Consider the following 6,502-nt stretch of genomic DNA (forward strand, 5'->3'; position numbering starts at 1 on the left):
ATGGATTTTTATGAACAATTGAGAGAAGAGTTGAAAAAGCTCGAAGACTCTGGTTTACTTATCACCATAAGAACACTTGAAAGTGCACAAGGCGCTTGGATCAATATCAATGGTAAAAAGGTTTTAAATATGTGTTCTAACAATTATTTGGGTTTGGCAAACAACGAAAGGCTTAAAGAAGCTGCTATTAATGCGATTAAAAACTGGGGTGTAGGTCCAGGTGCAGTTAGAACAATAGCTGGGACTATGAAGATTCACGAAGAATTAGAAAAAAAGCTAGCGGAATTCAAAAAAGTAGAGGCAACTCTCGTTGTTCAATCTGGATTTAACGCAAATCAAGCTGTTATTCCTACTATAACAAATGAGGAAGATGGTATTTTATCAGATGAACTTAATCACGCAAGCATAATAGATGGGGTTAGGTTATCGAAGGCAAAAAGATACATATGGAAACATAAAGACTTAAACTCCTTGGAAGAGCAATTGGTTAAGGCACAAAAAGATAATTGTAGAAGAAAATTAATTATAACTGATGGTGTTTTTAGCATGGATGGAGATATTGCACCTCTTCCAGGAATTGTGGAACTAGCCAAAAAATATGATGCTTTAGTAATGGTGGATGATGCACATGGAGAAGGAGTATTAGGAGAAAACGGTAGGGGAATAGCGGATCATTTCAATTTGACGGACGAAGTGGATATAGAAATTGGAACTTTATCTAAAGCCTTTGGAGTTGTGGGTGGATTCGTCGCAGGTAAAAAGATATTAATCGATTATTTAAAACAACAAGCAAGACCATTTCTATTCTCTAGTTCTTTGTCACCAGCAGAAACGGCTGCAGCTTTAGAAGCAACGAAAACACTTTATGAATCTAATGAGTTAGTAAAAAAACTTTGGGATAACGCCAAATATTTTCAAAGTAAGCTAAAAGAAATGGGGTATGATATCGGAGTTACTGAAACCCCTATAACCCCGGTTATGATCTATGATGAAAAGAAAACAAAAGAATTTAGCTCAAAACTATATGAAGAAGGTATTTTTGCATCTAGCATAGTTTACCCCACCGTTCCAAAAGGGAAAGCCAGAATAAGGGTAATGATAAGTGCTTTACACAGTACAGAAGACTTAGACTATGCTTTAAGTAAATTTGAAAAAATAGGTAAAAGTTTTGGTGTTCTATAAATTGTTGTGTAATTTTTAAATTTTTATGATATAATAAATAAGAAAATGTTTTTTGTAATTTCAATAATTTTAAATTTAGAAATTAGATTTAAAGTAAGTTTTAGAGATTCTATAGGTAGTAAAATATATAAAGATAGGAGGGATTGTGGTGAAATCAAAAATTGTTTTGGTATTGGTGTTAACAGTATCTCTTTTTGCGATGGCTTCTTTAACCCTTGATTGGGGAAGAGTATACACCCTTGGTGGATCTCAGGAGATCTTCGATGTAAAATCTACAGATGAGGGGGTATATCTTTTTGGATACACCAATGAAAAAGGATTCAACGAAGATATTTTAATTTTGGAATTCGATCAAGAGGGTAACGTAGTTTATGAAAACAAGTTAGGTGGAAATTACAACGATTGGGCAAATCAAGGAATTTTAACTTCTGATGGTGATATGCTCTTGGTTGGAACATCGAATTCTTACGGAAGTGATTCAGATTTCTACGTTTCAAAAATAGGTAACAACAAATTCTCTACGAACATTAATAAACTAGGTAACGACAAAGGTTCAGCTGTTGTAGAAGTAGAGGATGGCTATGTTGTAGTAGGCTATGGTTCCGATCCTGATACATTAAACATGCGAGGAAAAATGGTAAAATTGAATAAAGAAGGAAAAGTTGTATTTGAAAAGTGGCTTCCTTACTTTGTTGCTGGCTCTGATACTAAACCTTTGAGTATTCAAAAAACTTCAGACGGTAATTTCATCATTGCAGGCACGGTAGTACAATTATTTGAAAATAAGACCCAATTTTATCTGGCTAAGGTTGATCCCAATGGAGAAGAAATCTGGACCAAAGTTTTTGCTCCAAGAGATTATGCTAGAGGCTTCGATGTTAAAGAAGTATCTGGAGGCTACGTAGCAGTTGGTTATGAAGGTTCATGGGATTCAAAATGGTCAGATATCTATGTTGTAAAGGTTAACCCTGAAGGAAATATTTTGTGGGAAGGTTTTTATGGAGATATTGAAAGTGATCACGGTTATGCAGTTGCTGTAGGTCCCAATGGAAATATATACGTTGCAGGATACGTTACAACCCTGAACGGCGACAAAGATTTTGCTATACTGGAATACGATAATAACGGTAATTTACTGAGCGAAAAATCTCTTGGTGGATATGGTGACGATATTGCTTATGCCCTCGATATTGATAATAATGGAAACCTCTATGTTGCAGGATATTCTCAATCATTAGATCTGGGTGCAGATGCTCAGAAAGATGTCTTTATATTAAAATACACCGTAAGATAAATTTTTAAACCGCCCCCTGTCTTATTGGGGCGGTTGTTATTTTATTTATCTTATTTTGTCTTTTTGTTTCAAATAAATCCTTAAGTTTATGGCATCAGAGGGATTTATGCCAGGTATTCTTAGAAGTTGCCCAAAGGTTTCTGGCTTGATCTTTTTTAATTTTTCCTTCGCTTCGTAGGCAATATTGTTAATTTCGTCATAATTTATTTCTTTCGGTATCTTTTCTTTTTCAAGCTCTTTCATTTTCGTAATCTCATCTTGCATCCTTTGAAAATATCCAGTGTATTTAAAATGAATGTCTATTTGTTCGATAATTTCATTATCCTCAATTGCTTCCTCATCTAAATGTTTTAAATCGTTGTATGATATTTCACTTCTTTTTAGTAATTCACCCAGGTGAACAGGATGGGTGATTTTCGAAGAACCTTTTGAGGCAAGAATATTGTTAACTTGATTAGGTGATACTTTAACTTGTTCCAATCTCTCTATTTGTTGATTTATTAGGTTTTCCAATCTGTGAAGTTGTTCATATTGTTCTTTGCTCAGTAAACCGTATTTGTATCCATACTTATACAACCTTAAATGAGCATTATCATGTCTGAGTAACAACCTGTATTCAGCTCGGGAAGTCAGTAGTCTGTATGGTTCATCGACTCCTTTAGTGATTATGTCGTCTATAAGAACCCCAAGGTAAGCCTCGGACCTGTCAAGAACAAAAGGTTCTTCTCCTCTAATTTTTAGAGCAGCATTAATTCCTGCCAGAAGTCCTTGACCTGCGGCTTCTTCGTAACCACTTGTACCATTAATCTGGCCAGCTAAGAATAATCCTTCTATTTTTTTAGTTTCAAGGTTGTGTTTCAACTGATTTGGATTTACAAAATCATACTCAACGGCATAAGCGGGCCTTTCAATTATAGCATTTTCTAAACCAGGTATAGTCTTCAAAATCTCAATCTGCGCTTCAAAAGGTAAACTCGTACTCAATCCATTCAAATAGATCTCTTTAGAATGTTTGGATTCCGGTTCAAGGAAAAATTGATGGCTATCCTTATTGAATTTCATAACTTTATCTTCAATGGAAGGGCAATATCTAGGACCTTTAGACTGGATTAATTTCACATCTCCATACAAAGGGGAGAATGCAATGTATCTTCTAATAACTTCATGGGTCTTGCTGTTGGTCCTTCCAAGATAACAAGGATAATCCTTCGATAAGACTTTTGGCTGACTCCAATAGGAAAAGGACAGAGGTTCATCTGAGGTTTCTTGAATGTCAAACTTAGAAAAATCGATAGAATCTTTTCTTACCCTGGCAGGTGTCCCTGTTTTAAATCTCGATACTTCTAAACCTTCTTTAATTAAAGAATATGTCAAGGAATTTGCGGGAAGTTCTCCCATTCTTCCAGCTTCGAAGGTGTTCCTACCAACAAAAATTTTACCTCTCAAAAATGTTCCTGTAGTTAAAATCACGGCTTTGGCAAAGTATTTCATTCCCAATTCTGTTTCTAACCCTATTATTTTACCGTTTTCTACTAGAATACTTTTCGCTATTCCGTGTCTCAGAATCAGATTGTCTGTGGTTTCTAAGATTTCTTTCATTTTTCGTGAGTAATCGTATTTGTCGATTTGAGCTCTTAAAGCCCTAACAGCAATACCTTTGCTTGTATTGAGCATTCGGATGTTGATCATCGTTTCATCTGTTACCTTCGCTTGTACTCCTCCTAAAGCATCTATCTCTCTGGTTACAACACCCTTAGCGGGTCCTCCAATGGCAGGATTACAAGGAGCCCATCCTAAAGTGTCTAAATTTATATTCAATATTAAAGTATTCATTCCCATTTTAGCTGCAGCTAAAGCAGCTTCAATCCCGGCATGGCCTGCTCCTACAACAATAACATCAAAATTGTTTTCTTTGTTTTCCAAAAATCATACCTCCATTTTTTATACTTGACTTTACAAACTCAAAAACTCTCTTTAGCGCCCCTTGCCCCGCTCCCCACCTATAAGGATAAAAGAGTATGGCCACTTCGCCCCGTAGCCCACCCATAAGGATAGAGAACTATGGCTGCTTTGACCCGCAGCCCCTCAAAAGGAGAGTTGTCTTTTCTGTTTTTTATTATAGCACACAATGTTTAAAATACCTTTTCACCTTCGAAGATGGTTCCTTTCACGTTCAATTCTTTGTCTAAAATAACAAGATTTGCGTAGTATCCAACTTCAATCCTTCCCTTATCGTAAATATGTAGGTCTTGAAGTGCGTTATATGAAGATACCTTTGCAAGTTCTTGTAGTGTACAATTGGTAAATCTTTTAAAATTTTTGACACCTTCGTTGAAAAGTAGCGTACTCCCAGCGATCGTTCCATCACTAAGTGTTGCTTTGTTGTTTTTTACAGTGACGGTTAAACCACCTAATTCGTATTCACCGTCTTGTAACCCTGCAGCGGCTATAGAGTCGGTTATCAATATAATTTTGTCTGCCCCTTTTATTTTGTATACCAACATTACAAACTCAGGAGAGAGGTGAATCCCATCACATATCATTTCTATATTAAAATCGAAATAAAAGCCAGAACCTGTTCCTCCTATGTTTCTATGGTGTAGGGGTGTTAATGCGTTTGAAAAATGGGTGATTCTGTTAACTCCTGATTCGAAAGCTTTTTTGAAGATATCAAAATTCGCAGAAGTATGACCTAAGGAGATCACTATATTCTTTTCTTTAAGATAATTTATTGCTTCAATAAAACCGTTAACCTCTGGTGCCATAGTTATTAATTTTACTTTATCGTTAATTATCTCTTTTAGTTCCTCCAAGGAAGGATTTCTTATATACTGAGGGTTCTGAGCTCCTTTTTTTTCTACGTTTATATATGGACCTTCCAAATGAATCCCTTCGATTGAAGAATTCACATCTTCTATACTGTCCAAAACTTTTAAGATCTGTTCTTTAGAAGCTGAGACCGTTGTTGGCAAAAAAGTAGTTACACCATATGAAAAATTATTTTTTGCCCAACTATTAAACTCTTCCCTTGTTGCATGCATCGTATCTATACCCTTTTGTGCATGAGTGTGTGGATCTACAAAGCCAGGCATAACGATCTCATCTAAATCTCTATAACCATAATCTTTTCTTATAACTCCAGAAATCGTTTTGCCTTTTATTTCGATATCTCCGGTATACTCTCCGTTTATAGGATCCACAATTAAAACGTTTTCTAATTTCATATTTATCTCACCCCCGCAATTTGACAGATTTCGAAAGGTTCTTGGGTGAATCTGGATTGTATCCCATTTGGATGGCCTTTTTGTAACCTAAATACTGGATGGGAATGAGCCTTAAAGGGGCTTCAAATCCTTTCATGTTTGGGATTTCTACATCTCCATCAGCAGAAATCAATAAGACTTTTCCTCCCAATCTTTCGATATCATCGATCAATTCTTTCTCTTCTTTCATGCCCTTTGAGTTTAAGATAACCAACGTTTTGTTTGTGAGTGTCGATATAGGTCCATGTCTGTACTCTAAAGGCTCATGGTATTCAACGTATTGTAAAGCCATCTCTTGTAGTTTAAGGGCGCCTTCTTTTGAAATGCCATAATTTTCATCGTATCCAAGAAAAACAAAATGTTCATACTTTTCTAAAGCTAATTGATCAATAATCTTTTCGGAATCTTCTAAGATTTTTTCACTGTAATTATAATAATCATTTTTTTCTATTCCATTCAGCAACATTGCCAGTATAAAAACAAAAGAGCCGGTCATAACAACGCTTTTTTCTTCAGTAAAATCTAAAGTTATATTTTCTTCACATTGTTGAGTGATTGAAGAATTCTTTGAAGACGTTATTCCTATGGTTTTAATACCTCTTCGACTTAATTTTTTTGCAGCTTGAACAGTTTCAGTTGATTCACCGGTTCTGGTTATTAAAATTGCAACATCACTGTCAGGAATATCATCAAAAAGCATAACATGTCCACCTGTGAGCACTTTTGCTTTATAGCCATTTTTGTTCAATATTTCTTTCATTAT

General features: G+C 35.4%; 5 protein-coding genes. 2 read left to right on the forward strand and 3 right to left on the reverse strand.

Annotation, left to right across the window (positions count from 1 at the left end; genetic code table 11):
• The gene (locus tag X928_RS09935; RefSeq protein WP_103065848.1) at nt 1-1,182 is read left to right on the forward strand and encodes a glycine C-acetyltransferase; all 1,182 of its coding nucleotides are present in this window, start codon (nt 1-3) and stop codon (nt 1,180-1,182) included.
• A 148-nt stretch (nt 1,183-1,330) separates the two neighbouring features.
• Complete coding sequence (locus X928_RS09940; protein WP_103079606.1) at nt 1,331-2,476, forward strand: SBBP repeat-containing protein; 1,146 nt, start codon at nt 1,331-1,333, stop codon at nt 2,474-2,476.
• 45 nt (nt 2,477-2,521) lie between these two features.
• Here X928_RS09940 and mnmG read toward each other — a convergent pair whose 3' ends face one another.
• The 3 genes from mnmG to X928_RS09955 all read right to left on the reverse strand — a co-directional run.
• Nucleotides 2,522-4,399, reverse strand: coding sequence for a tRNA uridine-5-carboxymethylaminomethyl(34) synthesis enzyme MnmG (mnmG, locus tag X928_RS09945; protein WP_103079607.1), 1,878 nt, complete (start codon nt 4,397-4,399; stop codon nt 2,522-2,524).
• Nucleotides 4,400-4,608: 209 nt separating this feature from the next.
• Complete coding sequence (gene nagA, locus X928_RS09950; RefSeq protein WP_103079608.1) at nt 4,609-5,700, reverse strand: N-acetylglucosamine-6-phosphate deacetylase; 1,092 nt, start codon at nt 5,698-5,700, stop codon at nt 4,609-4,611.
• 7 nt (nt 5,701-5,707) lie between these two features.
• Nucleotides 5,708-6,502: SIS domain-containing protein (locus tag X928_RS09955; RefSeq protein ID WP_103079610.1), on the reverse strand; the 795-nt coding region annotated here is incomplete at its 5' end.

The organism is Petrotoga miotherma DSM 10691 (genome assembly GCF_002895605.1).
Classification (GTDB): domain Bacteria; phylum Thermotogota; class Thermotogae; order Petrotogales; family Petrotogaceae; genus Petrotoga; species Petrotoga miotherma.